The sequence below is a fragment of the Psychromonas sp. SP041 genome, assembly GCF_000470315.2.
Taxonomy (GTDB): domain Bacteria; phylum Pseudomonadota; class Gammaproteobacteria; order Enterobacterales; family Psychromonadaceae; genus Psychromonas.
The window spans coordinates 1-1590 of record NZ_CBRF02000085.1 but is presented as its reverse complement, the minus strand read 5'-3'; the positions used below and the strand labels follow the sequence as shown (position 1 = coordinate 1590).

Sequence of the window (1590 nt, the reverse complement as noted above, 5' to 3'; positions counted from 1 at the left end):
CATCACAAAATAATTCCACTAAGTTATCCATCTGCCCACCTTATGTTGCTTTCAAATCGTTCTTGGTCGAAAGATCTGATCGCTAGGTGGGCATTTAGTTCAATTCCTTAAGCAGAATTGAGGTTAAGTAGATTGATTGAGAAATGCAGTGAATATAAAACTAAAAATACAATCATCCAAAGTATGCCAGGTATCGGTAATGTCGTTGCATTTAACCTATTAAGTGACATGCCAGAATTAGGGTATTTAACCAATAAAGAAGCTGCATCATTAATTGGTGTTGCGCCCTTTAATAAAGAAAGTGGGCGTTATGAAGGTCAACGAAACATACGCGGTGGGCGCCATAAAATACGAACTGTGATGTACATGGCAATGATGTCAGCGATGCAATGTAATCCGGTTTTTAAAGCAACATATCAACGATTATTAGCAGCAGGAAAGCCAAAAAAAACCGCCATCATTGCTTGCGTTCGTAAGATGATTATTATCCTAAATTCGATGGTTAGAGATGGTGTCATGTGGAATCCTAAAATGAATACAAATTAGGATTTGACACCATAGTCACTTGTTATGCGCTGATACACCTATTATTCTCATTGATTTGGTGTATAGCGACTTTTAATACCTGCAAACAAATTTTAGCTGTATGCATAGTAGGATTAAAGCCTGTACTCATTTGTTCGAATGGGTGAACGTAATTTCTAAAGTCTCTGAGGGCATGACTAAATTTATGAACGTCATGGTGCAATAAATTTATCTCTTTTGAAACATCTATAAAATTTGCAAGTGACCACTCTTGAAACGGCTTTACCTTTTGCTCCCGATTTTTTGGTGCACTTTTAGCACAATTAAAGATCCTAGGGTTACTAGTTGCTACACCCAGTAAAATACCCTCAAGCGTACTACCTGCCATAAGAATTACAGAAAGTGGAGCATTGGCAGAAAAACAACTCTCTATTTCTTTAACCCTATATTCAAGTACGCTGGTTATAGTGCTATCCAGTTGAAGGTTAGATAACTTTAAATCTTTAAACTCTTGGTTGAGAAAACCTTCTTCATCATTTGTTTTCTTAGGAGCCGTAAATTCAACTTTATCTAATTTTTGAAATGAGATGTCAGCGTGATTTCTTACAACCTTCCATTTATCAAATGCTAGATATTTGTTGAACTCTAAGATGTGTAAATCTAGTTTTTCTGGGTTTTCAATAAAGCTAACAGGAGAGAATAAATTTTTAATGCATTTGTCAATATTTGGTGTGCCATTTATTGCTGCAAGTCTTTCGTCGGTAAACATCCAGCGCGAAGGAAAACCTTGCCCATAACTATCGCTAAACCCCAATTCATTAAAGAATTGAATTATTTTAGGTCCACTTCGATATTCTGTTTCTTCGTTAATAAGAATGCGAAGTTTTTCTAATGTTTTCGTTCCTAGAATCAATCTCAAATCCTTGACTTTGCTTAAGCGCATAACGAGGCTGTAGAATTTCTCATTTCAGCCTGTTTATTTTAAATAAAAATGACAGTAGCTTACATTTACTTGAGATTAAATAGATTATTTTGTTTTTATTAACTAATTGATTAAATTGAGTC

Annotated in this window: 1 protein-coding gene and 1 pseudogene; one reads left to right on the top strand and one right to left on the bottom strand. The window is 35.0% G+C overall.

From position 1 onward, the window contains the following. Window positions 1-114: 114 nt before the first annotated feature. Window positions 115-546: pseudogene (locus SP041_RS20625) on the top strand (IS110 family transposase); the annotation flags it as partial. 22 nt (window positions 547-568) lie between these two features. Here the strand turns inward: SP041_RS20625 and SP041_RS20620 are convergent. After that, window positions 569-1438 carry a hypothetical protein gene (locus SP041_RS20620; RefSeq protein WP_025565932.1) on the bottom strand — a complete coding sequence of 290 codons (870 nt, stop codon included), beginning with the start codon at window positions 1436-1438 and terminating at the stop codon, window positions 569-571. Between the last annotated feature and the right edge of the window lie 152 nt (window positions 1439-1590).